Raw genomic sequence first — 23,180 nt, forward strand, 5'->3', positions numbered from 1 at the left:
TTATCGGGACAAATGTGGCAGTGCGACCAGCCGCCCTGAGTGCCCACTACCGGAGGTGAGCCAGTGCGACTGTCGGTCGTGGTCCCCTGCTACAACGAAGAAGACGTGATCGACCTCTTCGACAAGTCGATCCGCGCCAACCTGGACGAACTGCCGATCGACTACGAGCTCTGCTACGTGGACGACGGCAGCCGCGACGGCACCCTGGAGCACCTGCGCAAGCTCGCCGACGAGCACCCGGGCAGCACCCGGTACGTGTCCTTCAGCCGCAACTTCGGCAAGGAGGCCGGCATGCTGGCCGGCCTGCGCGAGGCCACCGGCGACGCCGTGGTGCTGATGGACGCCGACCTCCAGCACCCGCCGGAGCTGATCGAGCGGATGCTGGAGCTCTACGACCGCGGCCACGACCAGGTGATCGCCCGCCGCACCCGCGAGGGCGACAAGGCCGTCCGCAGCGCCGCCAGCCGGCTGTACTACCAGCTGATCAACAAGTGGGTGGACGTCGAGATCGAGGACGGCGTCGGCGACTTCCGGTTGCTCTCCCGCAAGGCCGTGGACGCGCTGCTCTCGCTGCCGGAGTACAACCGCTTCTCCAAGGGCCTGTTCTCCTGGATCGGCTTCGACACCGTCACCTTCGACTACCGGAACGTGGCCCGCGAGGCCGGCGAGACCAAGTGGCGGTTCGGCGCCCTGCTGAACTACGGCATGGACGGCCTGATCTCCTTCAACAACCGCCCGCTGCGGCTCGCCATCTACCTCGGCCTCACCCTGGTCGGCCTGGCCGGCCTCTACGCGGCGTGGATCACCGCGGCGGCCATGGTGGACGGGATCGACTCCCCCGGTTACGTCACCCTGATCGTCGCGATAGTCGCTCTCGGCGGCCTGCAGATGGTGATGCTCGGACTGATCGGCGAGTACATCGGACGGATCTACTACGAGACCAAGCGCCGACCGCACTTCCTGGTGAAGGAGACCAACGCGCCGCGCGCGACCTTCAGGACCGAGGGCTACCGCGGCTCCCAGGAGGAAGAGCGGTGAAGCCGCAGCTCTGGCAGATCGTCAGGTTCGGACTGGTCGGCGTCGCCAACACCGCGACCTTCTACCTGATCTACCTGGCGCTGCACCCCTTCCTGCCGTACTTCGCGGCGTTCACCATAGCCTTCCTGCTCAGCATGGTCGGCTCGTTCTTCCTGCACACCCACTTCACCTACCGGACCAGGCCGACCTGGAAGAAGTTCCTGCTCTTCCCGCTACCCAACATCACCAACTACCTGGTGCAGAGCACCGGGGTCGTCGCCCTGGTCCGCTGGGTGCACCTGGACAGCAAGATCGCCCCGCTGGTGGCCGCACTGGTCGCGATCCCGGTCACCTTCGTGCTGTCGAAGATCGTGCTGACCGGCCGGGCCCGGACGCCCGCCCCGGCCGGTCAGCACGGCTCAGCCTGCGTCGACCAGCTGGACTCGGTCGCCGTTCCGGTTGAGGTGGTGGACAAGTAGCAGCCCGGAGCGGTCGCCCGCCGCGCGGCGCAGCTCCAGCGCTCCGCCCGGCTGCTCCCGGGCCAGCACCGCGGCCGGTCCCCCCGGCCCGCTGCGGACGTCCAGCGTCGGGTGCAGGACGTCGATGCCCAGGGTGGGCTTCTCACGGTCCATCCCGATCGAGGAGATGGCGTCCAGGGCACTGCCCGGCCCGCCGCCGGTGAAGCCCGTCCACAGTCCGTAGCGGATGCCCGTGGCACCCGGCTTCAGCCTGGGCAGCTTGGCCAGCCGGACCGGCAGCACCACGGTGTCGCCGTCCAGCAGGCCGGTCTCGGTCTCGCCCCAGCGGGCGTTCAGCGGCTGGACGTCCAACTCCGCGCCGGTGGCGGCGTCCAGGGTGCGGGCCACCAGGACGTCGCTGCCGGGCAGCCGGTCGGCGGCCACGACGGCGTCGGTGACACCGTCGCCGTCGGTGTCCAGCGAGGCCCGGACGGCGAAGTTCCCCACCGGGGTGGCCGCCGGGGCCCAGAAGGTGGCGGCCAGGTAGAGCGTGCCCTGGGCCAGGCCGTCGCCGCCGATCGCCGGAGCGTCGCTGGCCGCGCCCGCGAAGCGCAGGTCGGCGGCCCGGTCGCCGTCCTGGCCGGCGCACAGCCCCGCGTCCTTGCGGTCCGGCTCCCGTTCGTCCTGGTGCAGGGCGCCCGTGGCGCCGTCCGGGCAGTCGGGCCAGCGCGCGCCCGCTCCGCCCAGCGCGAAGGCGCTGACCAGGCCGCCGCCCGCACCGGGCGCGGCGGTGCCGTTCAGGGCGAGCAGGGTGCTGGACGGCGAGGTGCGCACCTGGGGACCGGCCTTGAGCTCGGAGGCCGGGCGGGGCGCGGCGAACAACGGCACCCGCAGTACCGGCGGCCCCGCGTCGGCCGGGGTGAGCACCAGCCGCCCGGAGAGCTCGGCCCGCCAGCTGCGGGCCCGGCCCGCCTGGAGGAGGTCGACGGTCGGGTCGGGCGAGCGGCCCAGCTGCCCGGGGACGCGCAGCGTGACGGTGACCCTGGCCGCTCCCTGGGCCGGGACGGTCACCTGGTGCGGCGTCATCTCGAAGGAAGCACCCGGGACTTCGGTGGACGACTGGTAGCCCGTGGTGTAACCGACCGGCTGGGACGAGAAGTTGCGGATCTCCACCTCCCGCTTCAGCGCGGTCGGGCCGGTGACCGGCACCGGGCCGAAGGAGACACCGACCGCGCCGTCCACCGCCCCCTCCCCCGCCGCGTACGCCACGGCGGGTGTCCGTACCGCCCGGTCCGCCTGGGCGCGTCCGGCGCCGGCCCGCTCGGGCCCGTACACCGGCCCGGTGCGGTTGTCGCCGAGCCGGGTGTCGGCCGCGGTGTTCATCAGGGCCGCCTTGACCTCGGCGGCCGTCCAGGCCGGGTGGGCTGCCCTGACCAGGGCGGCGAGTCCGGCGACGTGCGGGCTGGCCATCGAGGTGCCGTCCTCGCGCGTCCCGCCGCTGCCGCTGCCCACCCTGGCCGACCAGATGGTCTCTCCGGGCGCCGCGAGGTCGGGCTTCACCAGGCCCGGCAGGCCGATGCCGCGCGAGGTGAAGGAGGCCAGGGTGTCGGTGCGCTGCGGCTGGTCCTGGCCGACCGAGCCGTGCAACCGGTTCTCCCTGGCGGCCAGTTGGACCTTCACCGGTCCGGCGGCCGTGGCCTTGGTGAGCCGTTCGCCGTCCGCCTTCGCCAGGATCGCCACCGGGATCCGGTCGTCGCCGGCGAGTTCGCCGAGACCATCACCGTCGGCGGCGAACAGCGCGCCGACCGCCCCGGCCGCCGCCGCGTTGTCCGCCCGCAGCGCGGAACCGCAGGCCCGGTCGGCGCCCCTGGCCCGCCAGGAGAGCACCGCCACCTTTCCGCGCAGCCGTTCGACGTCGGCCGGGCCGAACGGTGTGCAGCCGTCCGACTGGTCGGCGGGCAGGGCGAGTTGGCCGCTGACGTCCTCGGTGGACCAGCGGGGGTACTTGGCGCTCCAGTGCGCCGGGACCACTCCGGCCAGCGACTCGGGGGCGAGCACCCGGATGCCGTCCGCGTCGGTGTGCCGGTCGACCGAGGCTGCCACCCCGATGACGCGCGCCGCGGTGCCCGGGCTGCCGCCGATGCCGTAGACGTCGCCGTCGTTGCCGATCGCGGCGGCCACCACCGTCCCGAGCCCGGCCAGCCGGTCGGCGGCGATCGCGTCCGCGTCGTCCGGTCCGCCGAAGCGGCCGCCGAGTGAGAGGTTGACCACGTCCAGGCGGTCCGTCAGGTCTCCGTCGCCGTTGGGGTCGGCGGCCAGGTCGAGGGCCTGGGCGAGCTGGTCGGTGGAGCCCTCGCAGCCGAAGACCCGGATCGCGAACAGCCTGGCGCCGGGGGCGACGCCGGGGGCGACCTTGAAGGCGGCCGGGTCGAGGCCGGGACGGTAGGGCCCGGTGTAGGTGCGGCCGTCCGCGGTGACCCCGAGGCCCGCGACGGTGCCCGCGACATGGGTGCCGTGACCGTTGGCGATGCAGTCGATCGGATTGTCGCCGGGGTGCGGCACCGGCTGCGGATGCGCGGAGGAGGGGTCGGGGTCGTAGTCGTCGCCGACCAGGTCCTTGCCGCCGAACACCTTGGCACTGGGGAAGAGCCCGGCGGGAACGGTCCTGGCGCCGGCCGCCGAGCGGAACGCCTCCTCGGTGCCGGGGCCGCCGAAGTCCGCGTGGGTGTAGTCGACGCCGGAGTCGATGATGCCGACCCTGACCCCCTCGCCGGTGTTGCCCGGCAGCCCCGCGGTGCCCGACCAGACGGCGGGGGCGCCGGTGAGCGGCACCGAGTACCCGTTGGAGCGGCGCTTGAGGGTGATCGGGTGGACCGCCCTGACCCCGGGCAGCCGCCGCAGCCCGGCCAGCCGGTCGGGGGGCGCGGACACCGCGATCCCGGTGATCAGGGTGTGCGTGCGGTACAGCTCACGGGCCGCGGGGGCGGCGCGGCGGACCGCGCCGGCCAGGGTGTCCAGCGCCCGGTCGGCCCGGCGGCGCTGTCCGGCCCCGGCCTCGGCGGCGGCCCGGCGGACCTTCTCCGGTGAGCGCTTGGCGCGGCGGGCGCCGTCGGCCGCCCGGTGCCAGGCCAGGGCCGCGGGTTCGGTGTCCAGCTCCAGCAGGACACGCTGCGGCGGTCCGGCCCGCCCGGGCAGTGGCCTCGGTCCGGCCGCCACGCCGGGCGGGGCCGCGGTGAGCGCCACGCAGCCCGCCAGCACGGCGAGGGCGGCCCCCAGCCTGGTCGGCCGCCCGTGCCGCGGGGGCCTGGCGGAGGGGTTTCGACTGGGAACCGGTGGGATGCGCACGGAGCCGTCCTTCCCCGGCAGGGGCGGACAGATCTCGCTGCCGCCCGCGCCGCGCGGACGTCGATCACCCCTCCGGAAGGGCTCAAATTACGATCATCGCGCCGGCGCGGGCGAGCCGACTCCCTCCTTCGGGGAGGGAGTGCACTCACGCGGGTGACGACCGGTCAGGCTTCCGGGCGAAAGGGCCGGCTCAGCCGACGTGGCCGGTGGCGCCGCCGTTGTCGCGGCGGTCCAGGGCGCGCTGGAGCGCGGCGGCGGCGAGGGGGTCCCCCCAGCCGGAGGCTGCGCGCGTGTCGGGCGCCACCCGGCGCCGGCGGCGCGGGGCGCGGACGGGAGTGGTCGGAACGGGGTGGCGGTCTGCGGTGGGGGGCATACCGGACTCCTTCGGGCGAGGGCGCGCACGCGGGCGCGCACCGAGGGGTTCAGGAGGACTGGGAGTGCCGCGCAGCGCGCCCTGGCGGGGTGGTGGCGGGCGACGGGCCGGCACGCCGGACAGGGGTCGCCTGCCGGTACGCGGACGGCACGCACGGGCCGGCGCTCCCGCTTGTCGGGTCGGCTCACCGTGCGGCTCTTTCCAAAGTACGACGCCGGGCAGGCGCTGTCTGCACGAATAGTTGGATTTCCTAGTATCTGAGACGGCGTTCCCCCGAAGACGCGCAAGGGCCCGGACCGAAGCGGTCCGGGCCCTTCCACCGACGGTCGATCAGTCGTCCAGCACCATGGCCTCGGCGCAGGCCGCGATGGTCAGGATCAGCGCGTCGTCCTGGCCGGGAACGATGGTGACGCCGTAGTGCTCGCTCAGCAGCGACCACTTGCGGTCGATGTGCGCGACCTCCTGCTCGCCGTAGGTGATGGCGTACTGGTGGTCGGTGATGTTGCCGGTGACGTGCAGCTCGGCGCCGTTCTCGAAGGTCACCGTGAACTTGTAGACCAGCGGGGAGAACAGGGCCTTCTTCACGGTCGCGATCCGCTGCTCACCACGCTGGATGTAGCGGATGTCGCGGAGCGTCATGATCTTCTCGGAGATCCGGTACAGCTCGTTGCCGTTCACGTCCTGCAGGGCGATGACACCGCTGAAGCTGAACATCCTCTCGTCGACCTGGAAGACGCGCTCACCGTTGCGCTTGATCCAGAAGTCGTGGGTGGGCGAGAAGAACTTCTCGTCGATCTCGTAGGTCACGCCGTTCTGCACCGGCTCCTCGCCGGAGAGCAGGCGCTGGCTCAGGCCCTGCAGGAAGTTGTCGTGCTGCTCCCCGTGGCCCTGCTGCGGCTCGCTGCCAAGCAGCTGCTGGGCGAAGCCGAGCAGGTCGCCGAAGCCGTTACTCATGGCGGGATTCCCCTTTTGTCGTGCCATCGTTCGACAAGACTGTAGAGGTCTCTCCCGAGTGGCCGACAGCCCTTCCCCGGTCCTGTTGCACAATCAGCACAACAGCGGGGAAGGGCTGTCGAAAAGACATCAGCGGCCGGCGTCAGCCGAGGTTGACCGCCCGCGCGAACTGGGCGCCGATCGCGCCGGCGATCTCGGCCAGCACCTCCTGGGACACCTCGCTGTCCACGGTGATCGAGGCCAGCGCGCAGCCGTTGTCCCGGGCGACCTGCATGCCCGCGATGTTGATGCCCGCGTCGCCGAGGATCCTGCCGAGGGTGCCGACCACACCGGGGCGGTCGTCGTACTTGAAGAAGACCATGTGGTCGGTGAGCGCGACGTCCACGTCGAAGGAGTCCACGCCGACGATCTTCTGGGCCAGCTTCGGGCCGGCCAGGGTGCCGGAGATGGCGGTCTCGCTGCCGTCCGACAGGGTGCCGCGCACGGTGATCACGTTGCGGTGCTCGGGGCTCTCGCTGGAGGTGGTCAGCCGGACCTCCACGCCGCGCTCCTGGGCGAACAGCGGGGCGTTGACATAGGACACCGTCTCGGCCACGACGTCCTCGAACACGCCCTTCAGCGCGGAGAGTTCGAGCACCTTGACGTCGTGCTGGGTGATCTCACCGCGCACCTCGACGTCGAGCCGGACGGCCACCTCGCCGGCCAGCGCGGTGAAGATCCGGCCCAGCTTCTCGGCCAGCGGCAGCCCCGGCCGGACGTCCTCGGCGATCACGCCGCCCTGGACGTTGACCGCGTCCGGCACCAGCTCGCCGGCCAGCGCCAGGCGGACCGACTTGGCGACCGAGATGCCGGCCTTCTCCTGCGCCTCGTCGGTGGAGGCGCCCAGGTGCGGGGTGCAGACCACGTTGTCGAAGGCGAACAGCGGGGAGTCGGTGCACGGCTCCTGGGTGTAGACGTCCAGGCCGGCGCCGGCCACCCGGCCGTCCTTGAGCGCGCTGAGCAGCGCCTCCTCGTCCACGATGCCGCCACGGGCGGCGTTGACGATCCGCACGGTCGGCTTGACCTTGTGCAGCGCCTCGTCCCCGATCAGGCCGATGGTCTCCGGGGTCTTGGGCAGGTGGACGGTGATGAAGTCCGAGACCTGGAGCAGCTCCTCCAGGGTGACCAGCTTGACGCCCATCTGGGCGGCGCGGGCGGCCTGGATGTAGGGGTCGTACGCGACGATCTTCATCCCGAAGGCGGACATCCGCTGGGCGACCAGCACACCGATCCGGCCGAGGCCGACCACGCCGAGCACCTTCTCGGAGAGCTCGACGCCGGTGTACTTGTTGCGCTTCCACTCGCCCTTCTTCAGCGCGGTGTTGGCCGGCGCGATGTTCCGGGCGACCGAGATCAGCAGGCCACAGGCGAGTTCGGCGGCGGTGACGATGTTGGAGGTCGGAGCGTTGACGACCATCACGCCGGCCTTGGTGGCGGCCGCGACGTCCACGTTGTCCAGGCCCACGCCGGCCCGGGCGACGACCTTGAGCCGCTTGGCGACGGCCAGCGCCTCGGCGTCCACCTTGGTGGCGCTGCGGATCAGGATGGCGTCCACGTCCGCGATGGCGGTCAGCAGTTCGGTGCGGTCCCCGCCGTTGCAGTGGCGGATCTCGAAGTCCGGTCCGAGCGCGTCGACGGTGGCGGGCGACAGCTCTTCGGCGATCAGTACGACTGATTTGCTCACGACGGTTTGTCCTTATGACTGTCCGGTCCCACCGCCCACGGAGGTGGCGTGACGGGCAGGGGGAAAGTGGCATGCCGCGTAGGTAGACGCACGACGCTGTGAGCCTGACGCGCACTCGGAAGTGTATCGACGGGGTGGGTGCGGAGCTGCTCCCGTCCGGCGAAATCACCCGGACGGGAGCAGCCTTGTTGTACAAGGCCGTTGAACGGCCTCAGCGCGAGGTCACGCCTCTTCGTCGACCCAGCTCATCAGCTTGCGCAGCTTCTTGCCGGTGGTCTCCAGCAGGTGCTGGGAGTCGGCGTTCTTGTACTCGTTGTACTTCGGCAGACCGGCCTTGTACTCGGCGATCCAGGTGTTGGCGAAGGTGCCGTCCTGGATCTCCGCGAGGACCTTCTTCATCTCGGCCTTGGTGGCGTCGGTGATGATGCGCGGGCCGGTGACGTAGTCGCCCCACTCGGCGGTCTCGGAGATCGACCAGCGCATCTTCTCCAGGCCGCCCTCGTACATCAGGTCGACGATGAGCTTCAGCTCGTGCAGGCACTCGAAGTAGGCGATCTCCGGCTGGTAGCCCGCCTCGACCAGGGTCTCGAAACCGGCCTTGACCAGGGCGGCGGTGCCACCGCAGAGGACGGCCTGCTCACCGAACAGGTCGGTCTCGGTCTCCTCGGTGAAGGTGGTCTTGATGACGCCCGCCCGGGTGCCGCCGATGCCCTTGGCGTAGGACAGGGCCAGCGCGAAGGCGCCGCCGGTGGCGTCCTGCTCGACGGCCACGATGCACGGGACGCCGCGGCCCTCCTCGTACTGGCGGCGGACCAGGTGGCCCGGGCCCTTCGGGGCGACCATGCAGACGTCGACGTCGGCCGGGGGCTTGATGAAGCCGAAGCGGATGTTCAGGCCGTGGCCGAAGAACAGGGCCTTGCCCGCCTTCAGGTTCGGCTCGATGGCCTCCTTGTAGACGTCGGCCTGGATCGGGTCCGGCACCAGGATCATGATGACGTCGGCCTCGGCCGCGGCCTCGCCCGGGGTGGTGACGCGAAGGCCCGCCTCCTCGGCCTTGGCACGGGACTTGGAGCCCTCCAGCAGGCCGACTCGGACGTCGACGCCCGAGTCGCGCAGGGACAGCGCGTGGGCGTGGCCCTGGCTGCCGTAGCCGATGACCGCGACCTTGCGGCCCTGGATGATGGACAGGTCGGCGTCGTCTTCGTAGAACAGCTCGGCCACTTCTGGCACATCTCCTTGCGTGGTGGTGAAGCCGGTTCGGCTAACCGTAGTTGCAACCGGCGAGGGTGTGGGGCGGTACTTCAGGGGGTGAGACGACTGCGTGTCAGGCCCTCGGTCCGTCAGGCACTGCGGTCGAGGGCGCGCAGCGAGCGGTCGGTGATCGACCGGGCACCGCGCCCGATCGCCACCAGGCCGGACTGCACGAGCTCCTTGATGCCGTACGGCTCCAGCATCTTGAGCATCGCCTCCAGCTTGTCGGAACTGCCGGTGGCCTCGATGGTCACCGCGTCCGGCGAGACGTCGACGGTCTTGGCCCGGAACAGCTGCACGATCTCGACGACCTGCGAGCGGGTCTCGGCGTCCGCGCGGACCTTGACCAGGACCAACTCCCGTTGGACGGCCTGGGCCTGGTCCAGCTCGACGATCTTTATCACGTTGACCAGCTTGTTCAGCTGCTTGGTGACCTGCTCCAGCGGGAGGTCCTCGACGTTGACCACGATGGTCATCCGGGAGATGTCCGGGTGTTCCGTCGGGCCGACGGCGAGGGAGTCGATGTTGAAGCCCCGACGGGAGAACAGGCTGGCGATGCGGGCCAGCACGCCGGGCTTGTTCTCGACCAGGACGGAGAGGGTGTGCTTGGACATGTCGGTCATGGGCTCTCTATCGGGTCGTCTGGGCGGGTGCTCCGGCGAAGCCGGACCGGGAGGGGGCGGGAGGGCGGGCGACGGGCGGGCCGGTCAGTCGAGGTCGTCGCCGAAGTCCGGGCGGACGCCCCTGGCGAACTGGATCTCGTCGTTGCTGGTGCCTGCCGCGACCATCGGCCAGACCATGGCGTCCTGGTGGACGATGAAGTCGACGACCACCGGACGGTCGTTGATCTCCATCGCCTGCTTGATCACCGTGTCCAGGTCCTCCGGACGCTCGCAGCGCAGACCGACGCAGCCCATCGCTTCGGCCAGCATCACGAAGTCCGGGATCCGGGTGCCCTGCCAGCGCTGCGGCTCGACGCCGTCGTCCGCCGCCGAGCCGCCGGTGGTCCCGGCCGGCCCGGCGTGCAGCACGGTGTTGGAGTAGCGCTGGTTGTAGAACAGGGTCTGCCACTGGCGGACCATGCCCAGCGAACCGTTGTTGATGACCGCGACCTTGATCGGGATGTCGTTCAGCGCGCAGGTGACCAGCTCCTGATTGGTCATCTGGAAGCAGCCGTCGCCGTCGATCGCCCAGACCGCCGAGTCCGGCCGACCCGCCTTGGCGCCCATCGCGGCCGGCACGGCGTAGCCCATGGTGCCCGCACCACCGGAGTTGAGCCAGCTGGCCGGCTTCTCGTAGTCGATGAACTGTGAGGCCCACATCTGGTGCTGACCCACGCCCGCGGCGTAGATGGCGTCCGGGCCGACCAGTCGGCCGATCCGCTCGATCACCTGCTGCGGGGAGAGTTCACCCTCGGGGGCGGGCTCGTAGCCGAGCGGGTAGGTCTTCTTCCACTCGTTGAGCTTGACCCACCAGTCGCCGTAGTCGCCCTTGTGCCCGGCGTCGAACTCGGCCTGGACGGCGACGATCAGGTCGGCCAGCACCTCGCGGGCGTCACCGACGATCGGCACGTCGGCCGGGCGGTTCTTGCCGATCTCGGCCGGGTCGATGTCGGCGTGCACGACCTTGGCGTAGGGGGCGAAGCTGTCCAGCTTGCCGGTGACCCGGTCGTCGAAGCGGGCGCCCAGGGTGAACAGCAGGTCGGCCTTCTGCAGCGCGGTGACCGCCGGGACGCTGCCGTGCATCCCGGGCATGCCCAGGTGCTGCGGGTGGCTGTCCGGGAAGACGCCCAGCGCCATCAGCGTGGTGACCACCGGCGCGCCGGTCAGCTCGGCCAGGATCCGCAGTTCGGCGCTGGCCTGTGCCTTGAGCACACCGCCGCCGACGTACAGCACCGGCCGCTTGGAGTTCACCAGCAGCTTCGCGGCCTCGCGGATCTGCTTGGCGTGCGGCTTGGTGACCGGCCGGTAGCCGGGCAGCGAGGGCTCCACCGGCCAGCGGAAGGTGGTGGTGGCCTGCAGGGCGTCCTTGGCGATGTCGACCAGGACCGGGCCCGGACGGCCGGTGGCGGCGATGTGGAACGCCTCGGCGATCACCCGGGGGATCTCGGCGGCGTCGGTGACCAGGAAGTTGTGCTTGGTGATCGGCATGGTGATGCCGCAGATGTCCGCCTCCTGGAAGGCGTCGGTCCCGATCGCCTTGGAGGAGACCTGCCCGGTGATCGCGACGATCGGGACGGAGTCCATGTAGGCGTCGGCGATCGGGGTGACCAGGTTGGTGGCGCCCGGTCCCGAGGTGGCCATGCAGACCCCGACCCTGCCGGTGGCCTGGGCGTACCCGGTGGCGGCGTGCCCGGCGCCCTGCTCGTGGCGGACCAGGATGTGGCGCACCTTGGTGGAGTCCATCAGCGGGTCGTACGCGGGAAGGATGGCCCCGCCCGGGATGCCGAAGACGGTGTCCGCGCCTACGGCCTCCAGCGAGCGGATGAGCGACTGTGCGCCGGTCATCGTCTCTGCGATGGTGTTGTGTCCCGGAGCGTGGGCGGCCGGGTTGTCCCCGCGACGGGGGGATGCGGCGTGCTCAGTCATCTGCCTGTCTCTTCTCGGGTTCGTTCGGCCCCCGGCAGCCTTGGCGAGGTGCTGCCCTGCAGGTGGGCCGGTCTCCGGCTCTGCCTCAATCGTCCCGATTCGGGATGATCGAAGCCAGTGGTCTTGCGGTGGTCGAGCAGTGTCAGTGCAACAAAAAACCCCTCGTGCCAAGGGCATGCGAGGGGTGGCGCGTCGGTCTCTCACGAGCGGGACTCGGGTGTCCGCTCAGCCGACGCGCCTGCCAAGTACGAGAATTCGGGTGCGCATGGCACCGACCTTCCTCCTCGGCGGTACCGGGTGTCAAGTGGGTGGGACGGCCGTCTCGCTATGCGGACCGCCGTTCGGACCAGCGCAGGATCCCGGCATCGCACGGCGTTCGGGCAGGTCCAGGGCGGTGTGGTGGTGTACGGCTCGTCCCCGGCCGCCGGCCGCGGGGACCCTCCCCCAGCCCTCGCCCGGTCCGTCCCCGTCCCCGCCCGGCTCCGGACGGACACCCGATCGGGTGTCCGCGGCCAGGTGCGCGCGCCGCGCCGGGAGCGAGCCCGTCGGCCTCGGCATCGGGTAGACCCGCCGGGCCAGCGCCCGGACCAGCCGCTGCTCGTCCAGCGGCTGGGCGAAGGCCAGCCCCTGGCCCTGGCGGCAGCCCAGCTCCTGGAGCACCGAGAGCTGCCGGGCGTGGTCCACCCCCTCCGCCATGGTGACCAGGCCGAGGTCCCGGCCGAGCCGCAGCGCGTGCCCGGCGAGCGCCCGGGTGAGGGTGGACTCGGCGAGGTCCTGGACCAGGCTGCGGTCCAGCTTGAGCGAGTCGAACGGGAGCCTGGCCAGCGCCCCCAGCGAGCCGCGGCCCGCCCCGAAGCCGGCCACCGAGGTGGACACCCCGTGGCGGCGCAGCGCGGCCAGTCGGCGGCCGATCTCGTCCGCCTGGTCGTCCGGGCCGGTCCTGGTCAGCTCGATCACCAGCTGTTCGGCGGGCAGGCCGGTCTCCCGCAGCACGCTGACGACGGTCTCGTAGACGCCGGGGGCGCAGAGCCGTTCGGCACTCAGCCGTACGGTGACCGGGACGGCGCGCGGTGCACCCGGCGCCCGACGGCGGGCGGCGGCCGCGGTGACGGCCTCCTGGAGCAGCCAGCGGGCGAACCGGGTCGCGGCGTCGCCCTGGTCGGCGGTGCGCAGGAACTCGGCCGGGGTGAGCACCAGCCCCTGCACGGAGCGCCACCTGGCCTGTGCCTCGACAGCCGCGATCACACCGGTGGCGAGGTCCACCACGGGCTGGTGGAGCAGGGTGAAGCCGCCCTCCCGGACGGCCAGGCGCAGTCGCTCTTCCAGCTCGGACCGGCGCTCCAGTTCGGCCCGCATGGCCGGGCTGTAGAGCACCACCCGGCCCTTGCCCTCGGACTTCGCCCGGTACATCGCGAGGTCGGCGTTGCGCATCAGTTCGTCGGTGGCGGCCTTGGGATCGGTGTCCGGGGCGTGGCCGCGCGGACCGAAGGCGATGCCGATGCTGGCGGCGACGCCGAGTTCGGCGCCGCCGATCCAGTACGGCTCGGAGAGCGCGGCCCGGACCCGCTCGGCCAGGTCGTGCACCTGGGCGCGGCCGAGGCGCCCGCAGACCAGGGCGGCGAACTCGTCGCCGCCGAGCCGGGCCACGGTGTCCCCGGCCCGGACCGCGCCCTGGAGCCGGCGGGCGGCCTGGATCAGCAGTTCGTCGCCGACCTGGTGCCCCGAGGTGTCGTTGACCGCCTTGAAGCCGTCCAGGTCGAGGAAGAGCACGGCCACGGCGGGCTCGTCGCCCCCGGGGTGCTCGCGCGCGCCCTCGGCGGGCCAGTCGCCCCGGCCAGGGCGCTCGCCGAGGGCGGCGCGGACCCGCTGGGCGAACAGCGCCCGGTTGGGCAGGTCGGTGAGCGGGTCGTGGAAGGCGTTGTGGTGCAACTGCGCCTGCAGCATCACCCGCTCGGTGACGTCCCGGCTGTTGAGGATCAGCCCGTCCCGGTAGCGGTTGACGGTGGACTCGACGTGCAGCCACTGGCCGTCGCCGGAGCGGATCCGGCACTCCACCCGGGCCGAGGGCTCGGTACCGGCCGCGTCGGCGCCGTGCCTGCCGGGGTTGCGGACCATCAGCCGGCGCACCTCGGCCATGGCCCGCTCCGCGTCGCTGGGGTGGACCAGGTTGAGCAGGTTGCCGCCGACCAGCTCCTCGGGGTCGCGGCCGTAGACCGTGAGGGTGGCCGGACTGACATAGCTGAGCACGCCGTTGGCGTCAGCGATCATGATGACGTCGCTGGAGCCCTGCACCAGGGAGCGGAAGTGCGCCTCCTTCTGGGCGAGTTCCTGTGCCAGCGAGAGGTTGTCCAGCAGCATCACGCCCTGGCGCACCAGCAGCACCAAGCCGAAGGTGGAGGCCGAGACGATCATCACCCGATCCAGTGGCCGTCCGCCCACCACGTTGTAGACGATGCCTGCGAGGCACACGGCGGCCGCCACGTACGGGGTGAGCGCGCTGAAGGTGGTGGCCACCCGGCGGCCCGGGGTGCCGCCGGCCGCCGGGTGCTCGCGGTGCGGGCGGACCCGGTCGTGCGACCAGGGCGCCCAGGCGAGCAGCACGCTGCCGGCGAACCAGCCCGCGTCCAGCAGCTCGCCGGAGTGGTAGCTGCTGTGCAGCGCGGGCGAGGTGAACAGGGCGTCGCAGACCACCGTGACGGCCAGCGCGACCATCGCGGTGTGCACCGCTGCCCGGTTGCCGTCCCGGCACCGGAAGCGCAGCCCCATCACCAGGCTGACCAGCAGGATGTCCAGCACCGGGTAGGCCAGGCCCAGGGCGAGCCGCAGCGGCGAGGAGACCTCGCCCGCCGCGACCCGGCCGAGCGCCAGGCTCCAGCTGAGCGTGAACAACGAGCTCGCCACCAGCCAGCCGTCCAGCAGCAGACAGAGCCAGCCGGCCGCGGTACGGGGCCGCTGGGCGAGCACCGTCACGCCGGTGATCGCCAGCGGGGCGAAGAGCAGGAAGGGGTACTCCGCGATGGAGTCCGGCGGGACGGGGGCCCGCAGCACCACTTCGTACCAGCCCCAGGTGCCGTTGCCGAAGGCCACCATCGCGGAGGAGAGGCCGAACAGCAGCCAGGCCGGGCGGGTCGGACCGCCGGCCGTGCAGCCGTGCAGCAGGCAGGAGAGCGAGGCCGCCAGTGCCGCCCCGGCCAGCCCGAAGTCGCCCATGAACAGGGCGAGTCCGGGCGATCCCCAGCCGAGCGAGGCGCCGACCGCGTAACCCAGGCAGAGCGTGACCAGCACGGCGCCGGGGATCCGGCCACGGGCTTGACCACCGCGGGTGCCGTCGCCGTGCGCAGCGCCGCCGCGGGAGTCGTCACGGCCGGCCGGGGGCGCGGCAGCCAGCACCGCATCGGTGGAGTTCACTCGACATCTCCCCCTCCGGCCCGGGGCGTACATCCGCCCGGGCCTCGGCCGTGCCACCGCGTGAAGTGATCTGACGCCACGTCACTGCAGCATCCCCGCAGGCTGCTTCCGGTACCCACAGGAGGGTTGGACGGAGCGGTTCCGCTACGCCGTACCCGTGTTACCAGTCGGGACACTACACCACTTTGGTCACTCAACGGCACGCAGACTCAACTTAGAGTAATGGCCTGTGCGTGGTGATGTGCCCCGTTCTCGGCGGGATCGCCCCGGTTGGCAGCGGCGCACGACCGGGGCGCACAGCTCCTCTCGGCTACGCCCCTGCGGGCACCAACTCCTCGTCCGCGAAGAGCCTCAGCCGGTGCGCGAGCGCCGCCGCCTCACCGCGCGAGGAAACCTCCAGCTTCGCCAGGATATTGGAGACGTGCACACTGGCGGTCTTGGGCGAGATGTACAGCTCCTCTGCGACCTGGCGGTTGGTCCGACCCCGGGCGAGCTGCCGCAGCACGTCCCGCTCGCGCGGGGTGAGGCCGAACGCCTCGGCCGGCCCGCGGTCGGGATCGGGCGAGGGCTCCTCGGCCTGCCGCGACCCGGGGGCGAGGCCGGCCCGGTCGGACAGACGGGAAATCTCCCACTGCAGTTGACGGTTCTCCCGGGCCACTGCCAACTCTCGCGCCTCGTGCAGAAGTTCGCTGGCGGCGGCCCGCTGTCCGACGGCAGCCGCCGCCTCGGCTCCCCGGTACAGGGCGGTCAGCAGCGGCCCGGTGGGTCCGCTCCCGCGCAGCGCCTCGATCGCCGTCGCCCAGTGCACCGGACGGTCGGCCCCCTCGGCCCGGGCCAACTCCGCCTCCAGCAGCCGCAGGCAGCCGACCAGCAGCGGTGCCGTGGGGCGGAGCCGGGCGGCCGTGGCGGCGAGCGCGGCGAGTGCCTCGGACCGGCCCGGCTCCGCGGCGGGCAGACCCCGGGCATCGGCCTCGTTCGCCGCCCCGTCGAGCAGCAGCGGCAGCAGCCAGCCCGCGCCGCCGTCCAGCAGCTGCCCGTCCGGGCCCGCGTACTGCTCGACGGTGGCCGCGAGGACCGCCAGCAGCTCGGCCCTGGCCTGGAGCGGGCGGCCGGTCCGGGCGGCGATCCGGACCGCCAGCCGGGCGGCGGGCACCTCGTGCTGCGGTTCGACGGCCCTGCTCGTGGACCTGGCCTTGGCCAGGTACCGCGCGGCGGACTCCGGATCGCCCTGGTCCAGGGCGAGATCGCCGCGCAGCCGGTCCAGGAACTCGTGGTGCGAGTCACCGCCGGACCGCTCGGCCCAGGCGGTGAGCACCTCGGCGGCCTCGGTGGGACGGCCGAGCACGATCAGCGCCTCGGCCAGGTTCCCGGTCAGGATCGTCCCGGTGTTGGCCAGCAGGCCGAGCCGGCCGGCCGCCTCCAGGCCCTGCCTGGCCAGCCGCTCGGACTCGGCGGCCCGGCCCAGCCCCAGCAGGTGGCTGGACAGGTTGTTCAGCCCCCGGCAGTACACGTCGGCGGCCAGCTTCCGGGACTTCTCGACCGCGTCGGTCAGCAGTGCCGTGCCCTCGTCCACGTTGCCGAAGAACGTGTGCAGGCTGCCCAGCGTCATCCGGGCGTGCTGCTCGACCGCGGCCGCGCCGGCCTGTCTGGCGATCTCCACCGCGTGTTCGGCGAGCGCGATGTCGGTCACGGCCGGGCGGCCCAGCATGTTGTGCGAGGCGGCCAGTGCCAGCACCTCCGCCTGCACCGCCGACGGCCGCAGGTCCGCCACCAGCCGCTTGGCGCGTTCGATCTCCTCGTCCCCGCCGGTGCGGTGCAGGTGGACCAGCATGCGCGCCCGGCTCATCCGGAACCAGGCGGCGCGCTCCGGGTTGCGCTCCTCGTCCACCAGCTTCAACGCCCGCTTGGCCAGGCTCAGTCCGCGCTCGCGGTCACCGCTGCGGCGGGCGGCCACCACGGCCTCGGCGAGCACGTCCACCAGCTGGAGCCGCTCGCAGGACTCGTCGCGGCTGCCCGGCTCGCAGTTGCACGCCGGGTAGGTCTCGGCCCAGTCGTACGGGCGCAGGGTGCTCTCCAGCACCTCCTCGGAGACCTCGTCCCAGAGCTCCAGCGCCCGCTCCAGCATGCGCAGTTGCTCGGCGAAGGCATTGCGGCGGCGGGCCGCCCTGGCGGCGTCCAGCGCGGCCGGCAGGGCGCGCGCCGGATCGTGCGCGTGGTACCAGTAGTTGGCCAGCCTGGCCGGGCGCTTCTCACAGCCGACCAGGACCTCGTTGGCCTCGAGCACGGTGGCGTAGCGGCGGTTGATCCGGTACCGCTCGCCGGGCAGCAGGTCGTCGGAGACCGCCTCGCGGACCAGGGCGTGCCGGAACCGGTAGCCCTCGCCGTCGGTGTCCGGGCGCAGCACGTTGGCGCCGACGGCGTTGCGCAGCGCCTCGATCAGCGCCTCCTCGCCCTCGTCCAGGACGGCGGAGAGCAGGGCGTGTTCGACGTAGGAACCGCCCTCGGCGGCGATTCTGACCACCCGTTGGGTCTCGTCCGGCAGCGCCTCGACCCGGACCATCAGGATGTCGCGGAGCGAGTCGGTCAGTCCGGCCGGACAGCCGTCCCGGTGCGCGGTGGCGAGCTCCTCGACGAAGAACGGGTTGCCCTCGGAACGACGGTGGATCCGGTCGACCAGGTCGCGGTCGAGGTCGGCGGCGCTCCCGCTGCCGAGGATCCCCGCCAGTTGCGCGGCAACCTCATGACGCCCAAATCTGGCAAGTTCCAGTCGCTGTACGGTCCGCAGCCGATCGAGTTCGGCCAGGAACGGGCGCAGCGGATGGCGGCGGTGCAGGTCGTCGCTGCGGTAGGTGGCGACGATCAGGACCCGGGAGCGGTGCAGCGTCCGGATCAGATAGGCGAGCAGCTCACGGGTGGAGCGGTCGGACCAGTGCAGGTCCTCGACGGCCAGCAGCAGGGTCCGCTCGGCGGTGAGCCGCTCGAACAGCCGGGCGGTGTGCTCGAACAGCAGAGCCCGTCCGAACTCGTCGTTCGGTTCGGTGCCGGTGTCGCCGAACTCCGGCAGCAGCCGGGCCAGCTGACCCTCCATGCCCTCGGCGGCCCGTTCGAGTTCGGCACCGAGCGAACGGTGCAGCCGGCGCAGCGCGGTGGCCAGCGGCGCGTACGGCAGGCCCTCGGCCCCGACCTCCAGGCAGCCGCCCAGCGCGGTGACCACGCCCTCGCCGCCGGCGGCCGCCAGGAACTCCTCCACCAACCTGGTCTTGCCCACCCCCGCCTCACCGGCGATCAGGATGGTCTGAGGCTCCCCCGCCTCGGCCCTGCGCAGCGCCGCGGAGAGCACCTCGGTCTCGGTGCCGCGGCCGACGAAGACAGGACTGATCGATATCTGCTCCACACCGGCGAGCATGCCATAGGCCCAGGATGCCGACGGAACGGCTTTCCCGGCGGCCGGAAAGCCCGGAGGGGAGGCGCCGTCGGCATCCTCCCCTCCCCGCTGCCCGCCCGCGGACGCTCCCGGACTGGCGTCCGGGCCGTCCCCCGCTGTCAGCATTCGATCGGCTGAGCGCTGTGCCGGCGGGCGACCGGACGGCGGACGCCCCGCACCAGCCGGGCGAGGGCGCCCCGGTGCTGGCGGGCCGTCCGGGCCGCGGCGCGGGCGGTACGGGCCTGGCGTACCAGGCGGACGTGCTCGGCCTCGCGACGCAGTTCCGCACCGCGGTACTGGATGAGCTGGTACTCGATCATCTGGGTCTCCCCCTCGTGCTGGACGAGCGCCGGCCCCCTCGGCCGGTCCTCCCTCGTCCGCTCAAGAGCTTCCTCTCCCAGAGGGGTGCCCCGCATCGGGAGCATTCCCGATCCTGCCGGACCCCGGAACCTTAGAGAGCCCGTACCCACCCCCGGCAGGGAGTAGGTACGGGCTCAGATACCTAAGTAGGTACCAGGTTCGGCTAAGACCGGATCCTTAGGCCTGAACGCCCAGACGCTCCAGGATCAGGTCCTTGACCCGGGCGGCGTCCGCCTGGCCGCGGGTGGCCTTCATGACCGCGCCGACCAGCGCGCCGACCGCGGCCACCTTGCCGTCGCGGATCTTGGCGGCGATCGCCTCGTTGTCCGCGATGGCCGCGTCCACGGCCGCGCCGAGCGCCGAGTCGTCGGAGACCACGGCGAGGCCGCGCTTCTCGACGACCTCGTCCGGCTCGCCCTCACCGGCCAGCACGGCCTCGATGACCTGGCGGGCCAGCTTGTCGTTCAGCTTGCCCTCGGCGACCAGCGCGCAGACCCGGGCCACCTGGACCGGGGTGATCGGCTGCTCGGCCAGCTCGGTACCGGTCTCGTTGGCACGGCGGGCCAGCTCGCCCATCCACCACTTGCGGGCCTGGTCGGCGGGGGCGCCGGCCGCGATGGTCTCCTGGATCGGCTCCACCGCACCGGCGTTGAGCACCGCCTGCATGTCCTTGTCGGACAGGCCCCACTCGGCCTGCATCCGGGCCCGGCGCACCCGGGGAAGCTCGGGCAGCGTGGCCCGCAGCTCCTCCACCCACTCGCGCGAGGGGGCGATCGGCACCAGGTCGGGCTCGGGGAAGTAGCGGTAGTCCTCCGCCTCCTCCTTGATCCGGCCCGAGGTGGTGGAGCCGTTGTCCTCGTGGAAGTGCCGGGTCTCCTGGACGATCTTCCCGCCCTCGTCGAGCACGCCCGCGTGCCGCTGGATCTCGAACCGGACGGCCCGCTCCACGCTGCGCAGCGAGTTGACGTTCTTGGTCTCGCTCCGGGTGCCGAACTTCTCGGTGCCGTACGGGCGCAGCGACAGGTTGACGTCGCAGCGCATCTGCCCCTTGTCCATCCGGGCCTCGGAGACGCCCAGCGCCCGGATCAGCTCGCGCAGCTCGGTGACGTACGCCTTGGCGACCTCGGGAGCACGCGAACCCGCGCCGGTGATCGGCTTGGTGACGATCTCGATCAGCGGGATGCCGGCCCGGTTGTAGTCCAGCAGCGAGTACTCGGCGCCGTGGATCCGGCCGGTCGCACCGCCGATGTGCGAGGACTTGCCGGTGTCCTCCTCCATGTGGGCGCGCTCGATCTCCACCCGGAAGACCTCGCCGTCCTCCAGCTGCACGTCGAGGTATCCGTTGAAGGCGATCGGCTCGTCGTACTGGGAGGTCTGGAAGTTCTTCGGCATGTCCGGGTAGAAGTAGTTCTTCCGGGCGAACCGGCACCACTCGGCGATCTCGCAGTTCAGCGCCAGGCCGATCTTGATCGCCGACTCCACACCGGTCGCGTTGACCACCGGCAGCGAGCCCGGGAGCCCCAGGCAGGTCGGGCAGGTCTGGGTGTTCGGCTCGGCCCCGAGCTCGGTCGAACACCCGCAGAACATCTTGGTCTTGGTACCCAGCTCGACATGGACCTCAAGGCCCATCACCGGGTCGTACGAGGCGATGGCGTCCTCGTACGGGACCAGGCTTTCGACGCTCACAGCGTCCCCTTCACTAAAAGTCTTGGCGGTGCGGGCGCTCAGCCCAGCAGGACGTCGTCGCGGCCGAGCTGCCGGAGCTCGCGCACCAGCAGGGCGGTGCCGGTGACCAGGGCCACCGCGCCGACCACGGCGTTGACCAGCATCAGCGTGTCGTTCTCGAGACGGGCCTTCTTGACGTCCTTGGCGATCCCGAGCGCGCCGAAGGCGCTGGAACCGATGGACAGCCAGAGCCCCGGCTTGCTGTGCTTGAAGCCCTTCGCCTTTGCCACAGTGCTGCTCACAGTGCCGGTGCCTCCTCCAGCAGGGTGTGTCCCCACTTGTCGTTGAGTGCGGCCTCGACGGCGCCGCCCACCCGGTACAGGCGGTCGTCCGCCATCGCGGGGGCGATGATCTGCAGGCCGACCGGCAGGTTGTCCTCCGGCGCCAGCCCGCAGGGCAGCGACATGGCCGCGTTGCCCGCGAGGTTCGAGGGGATGGTGCACAGGTCCGCCAGGTACATCGCCATCGGGTCGTCGGCGCGCTCGCCGATCGGGAAGGCGGTGGTCGGCGTGGTCGGCGAGATGAGCACGTCGACTCCGGCGAAGGCGGCGTCGAAGTCGCGCGAGATCAGGGTGCGGACCTTCTGCGCCGAGCCGTAGTAGGCGTCGTAGTAGCCCGAGGAGAGCGCGTAGGTGCCCAGCATGATGCGGCGCTTGACCTCGGGGCCGAAACCGGCCTCGCGGGTCAGGGCGGTGACCTCCTCGGCGCTGCGCGAGCCGTCGTCGCCGACCCGCAGGCCGTAGCGCATGGCGTCGAAGCGGGCCAGGTTGGAGGAGCACTCGCTCGGCGCGATCAGGTAGTACGCCGGCAGCGCCAGGGTGAACGACGGGCAGGAGACCTCGACGACCTCGGCACCCAGCTCGCGCAGCAGCTCGACGCTCTCGTTGAAGCGCTGCATCACACCGGCCTGGTAGCCCTCGCCGGCGAACTCCTTCACCACGCCGATCCGCATGCCGCGGATGTCGCGCATCTTCGCGGCCTCGACCACGGCCGGGACCGGCGCGTTGATGGAGGTGGAGTCCAGCGGGTCGTACCCGGCGATCGCCTCGTGCAGCAGCGCCGCGTCCAGCACGGTACGGGCGCACGGGCCGCCCTGGTCCAGCGAGGACGAGAAGGCGACCAGACCGTAGCGGGAGACCGCGCCGTAGGTCGGCTTCACACCGACGGTGCCGGTGACGGCACCCGGCTGGCGGATCGAACCGCCGGTGTCGGTACCGATCGCGAGTGGGGCCTCGAACGCGGCCAGCGCGGCGGCCGAACCGCCGCCGGAGCCGCCCGGGATCCGGGAGAGGTCCCAGGGGTTGCCGGTCGGGCCGTACGCCGAGTTCTCGGTGGAGGAGCCCATCGCGAACTCGTCCATGTTGGTCTTGCCGAGGATGACCACGTCTGCGTCCTTCAGACGCGTGGTCAGCGTGGCGTCGTACGGCGGGATCCAGCCTTCGAGGATCTTGGAACCGCAGGTGGTCGGGACGCCCTTGGTGGTGAAGACGTCCTTCAGGGCCAGCGGGACACCGGCCAGCGGGCCCAGCTCCTCGCCCTTGGCGCGCTTCTCGTCGACGGCCTTGGCGGCCTTGAGCGCGCCCTCGGTGTCGACGTGCAGGAAGGCGTTGACCTTCTGGTCGACGGCGCCGATCCGGTCCAGGTGGGCCTGGGTCACCTCGACGGCGCTCACCTCGCCCTTGGCGATGGCGGTGGCGGTGTCGGCGGCGCCCCACTTGATGATGGGAGTGCGGTAGAGATCAGTCACGGCTGGTCAGTCCTCCCCGAGGATCTGCGGCACACGGAAACGCTGCTCCTCGGCGGCCGGGGCGCCGGAGAGCGCCTGTTCCGGGGTGAGCGACTGTCGCACCTCGTCCGCCCGCATGACGTTGGTCAGCGGAAGCGGGTGGGAGGTCGGCGGGACGTCCTGTCCGGCGACCTCGGAAACGCGGGCGACCGCGCCGATGATCACGTCGAGCTGCTCGGCGAAGTGGTCCAGCTCTTCGGCCTGCAACTCAAGACGCGACAGCCGAGCGAGGTGGGCGACCTCCTCGCGCGTGATGCCAGGCATGCAGCGATCCTCAAGGTGAGTTCTGGATGAGGCCGGGCACCGGGTGCCCGACCCGGGGCGGGGGTTTTGGGACACACCCGTCCTCTTGGTCTAGGCACATCCTATTGGGTAGCCGTTCAGCGCCCGCCTCGACTTATTGCGGGTCCCCGGCCCGGCGGGGCCGTCCGGAGCAACCGGACCGCCCCGGGGGCACGGCACGGTGGACCTGCGGGGCACGGGGAGCTGCGCAGCCGGCCCGGCACCGGGCCGCGGGGTGTCCCGTGCCGCCCCCGCGGCCCCGGGGTGCTACTCGGGCTGGGCGGCGGTGGGCACGGCCTGGCCGACGGCCGGGAAGGGCTGGCCGACGGCGGGGAAGTGCTGGGCGGCGCTCGGGACGGCCTGGGCGACCCTCGGGACAGGCTGACCGACGCTCGGGACGGCCTGGGCGACCCTCGGGACAGGCTGACCGACGCTCGGGACGGCCTGGGCGACCCTCGGGACAGGCTGACCGACGCTCGGGACGAC

16 protein-coding genes and 1 pseudogene are annotated in these 23,180 nt (G+C 72.0%); 2 read left to right on the forward strand and 15 right to left on the reverse strand.

Features of this window, described 5'->3' with window-relative positions; all coding sequences use genetic code 11:
• Positions 1-63: 63 nt before the first annotated feature.
• Positions 64-1,038, forward strand: coding sequence for a glycosyltransferase family 2 protein (locus ACZ5ON_RS29955; RefSeq protein WP_465599270.1), 975 nt, complete (start codon positions 64-66; stop codon positions 1,036-1,038).
• Entirely contained in the window at positions 1,035-1,496 is a 462-nt protein-coding gene (locus tag ACZ5ON_RS29960) for a GtrA family protein (protein WP_465599272.1), read from the forward strand. Before ACZ5ON_RS29955 ends, ACZ5ON_RS29960 begins: the two co-directional genes overlap by 4 nt.
• Here ACZ5ON_RS29960 and ACZ5ON_RS29965 read toward each other — a convergent pair.
• The 15 genes and pseudogenes from ACZ5ON_RS29965 to ACZ5ON_RS30035 form a co-directional block, all read right to left on the reverse strand.
• Positions 1,437-4,820: a S8 family serine peptidase gene (locus tag ACZ5ON_RS29965; protein WP_465599274.1), complete on the reverse strand. Its 3,384-nt coding sequence runs from the start codon at positions 4,818-4,820 to the stop codon at positions 1,437-1,439. The two genes, ACZ5ON_RS29960 and ACZ5ON_RS29965, sit on opposite strands and share 60 nt — an antisense overlap.
• Positions 4,821-5,010: 190 nt before the next feature.
• Entirely contained in the window at positions 5,011-5,193 is a 183-nt protein-coding gene (locus ACZ5ON_RS29970) for a hypothetical protein (RefSeq protein ID WP_465599276.1), read from the reverse strand.
• A 330-nt stretch (positions 5,194-5,523) separates the two neighbouring features.
• Entirely contained in the window at positions 5,524-6,147 is a 624-nt protein-coding gene (locus ACZ5ON_RS29975; RefSeq protein ID WP_344640146.1) for an LURP-one-related/scramblase family protein, read from the reverse strand.
• 142 nt (positions 6,148-6,289) lie between these two features.
• Positions 6,290-7,870: a phosphoglycerate dehydrogenase gene (serA, locus tag ACZ5ON_RS29980; protein ID WP_465599278.1), complete on the reverse strand. Its 1,581-nt coding sequence runs from the start codon at positions 7,868-7,870 to the stop codon at positions 6,290-6,292.
• A gap of 222 nt (positions 7,871-8,092) precedes the next feature.
• Positions 8,093-9,091, reverse strand: a complete 999-nt coding sequence (ilvC, locus tag ACZ5ON_RS29985) for a ketol-acid reductoisomerase (RefSeq protein ID WP_465599280.1) — start codon at positions 9,089-9,091, stop codon at positions 8,093-8,095.
• Positions 9,092-9,210: 119 nt separating this feature from the next.
• Positions 9,211-9,735 (reverse strand): acetolactate synthase small subunit, encoded by a 525-nt coding sequence (gene ilvN / locus ACZ5ON_RS29990; RefSeq protein WP_344640159.1) that lies wholly within the window; start codon positions 9,733-9,735, stop codon positions 9,211-9,213.
• Between the two features lie 93 nt (positions 9,736-9,828).
• Positions 9,829-11,709, reverse strand: coding sequence for an acetolactate synthase large subunit (locus tag ACZ5ON_RS29995; RefSeq protein ID WP_465599282.1), 1,881 nt, complete (start codon positions 11,707-11,709; stop codon positions 9,829-9,831).
• 300 nt (positions 11,710-12,009) lie between these two features.
• Positions 12,010-15,117, reverse strand: coding sequence for a putative bifunctional diguanylate cyclase/phosphodiesterase (locus ACZ5ON_RS30000; RefSeq protein WP_465599284.1), 3,108 nt, complete (start codon positions 15,115-15,117; stop codon positions 12,010-12,012).
• A 310-nt stretch (positions 15,118-15,427) separates the two neighbouring features.
• Positions 15,428-18,523: a helix-turn-helix transcriptional regulator gene (locus ACZ5ON_RS30005; protein WP_465599286.1), complete on the reverse strand. Its 3,096-nt coding sequence runs from the start codon at positions 18,521-18,523 to the stop codon at positions 15,428-15,430.
• A 137-nt stretch (positions 18,524-18,660) separates the two neighbouring features.
• A complete protein-coding gene (locus tag ACZ5ON_RS30010; RefSeq protein ID WP_465599288.1) occupies positions 18,661-18,861 on the reverse strand; it encodes a hypothetical protein in 201 nt (66 codons plus the stop codon).
• 217 nt (positions 18,862-19,078) lie between these two features.
• Complete coding sequence (gene gatB, locus ACZ5ON_RS30015; protein ID WP_465599290.1) at positions 19,079-20,587, reverse strand: Asp-tRNA(Asn)/Glu-tRNA(Gln) amidotransferase subunit GatB; 1,509 nt, start codon at positions 20,585-20,587, stop codon at positions 19,079-19,081.
• A 38-nt stretch (positions 20,588-20,625) separates the two neighbouring features.
• Positions 20,626-20,868 carry a hypothetical protein gene (locus ACZ5ON_RS30020; RefSeq protein WP_465599292.1) on the reverse strand — a complete coding sequence of 81 codons (243 nt, stop codon included), beginning with the start codon at positions 20,866-20,868 and terminating at the stop codon, positions 20,626-20,628.
• Complete coding sequence (gene gatA / locus ACZ5ON_RS30025; protein ID WP_465599363.1) at positions 20,865-22,349, reverse strand: Asp-tRNA(Asn)/Glu-tRNA(Gln) amidotransferase subunit GatA; 1,485 nt, start codon at positions 22,347-22,349, stop codon at positions 20,865-20,867. Before gatA ends, ACZ5ON_RS30020 begins: the two co-directional genes overlap by 4 nt.
• Before the next feature lie 30 nt (positions 22,350-22,379).
• Complete coding sequence (gene gatC, locus ACZ5ON_RS30030) at positions 22,380-22,676, reverse strand: Asp-tRNA(Asn)/Glu-tRNA(Gln) amidotransferase subunit GatC (protein ID WP_344640136.1); 297 nt, start codon at positions 22,674-22,676, stop codon at positions 22,380-22,382.
• Between the two features lie 285 nt (positions 22,677-22,961).
• Positions 22,962-23,180, reverse strand: a pseudogene (locus ACZ5ON_RS30035) (long-chain fatty acid--CoA ligase); the annotation flags it as partial.

It is taken from the genome of Kitasatospora sp. NPDC032150 (genome assembly GCF_055579945.1).